We start from the raw sequence: 215 nt of genomic DNA, 5'->3' as shown, positions 1-215 counted from the left end.
TCGCCCGGGAAGTCGTACTTCGAAAGCAGCTCGCGCACTTCAAGCTCGACCAGCTCCAGCAGTTCCGGATCGTCGACCATGTCGCACTTGTTCAGGAACACCACCAGCGCGGGAACGCCGACCTGGCGCGCCAGAAGGATGTGCTCGCGGGTCTGCGGCATCGGACCGTCGGCGGCCGAAACCACCAGGATCGCGCCGTCCATCTGCGCCGCGCC

General features: G+C 66.5%; 1 protein-coding gene. It reads right to left on the bottom strand.

Annotated features, from left to right (window positions below):
• Positions 1-215: GTP-binding protein (locus V5F77_RS29390; protein WP_429008550.1), on the bottom strand; the 215-nt coding region annotated here is incomplete at both ends.

Source organism: Roseixanthobacter psychrophilus (genome assembly GCF_043195195.1).
Classification (GTDB): Bacteria; Pseudomonadota; Alphaproteobacteria; order Rhizobiales; family Xanthobacteraceae; genus NCEH01.
Note: the sequence above shows the minus strand (reverse complement) of the source record. Positions and strands in the feature narration are given on the sequence as shown.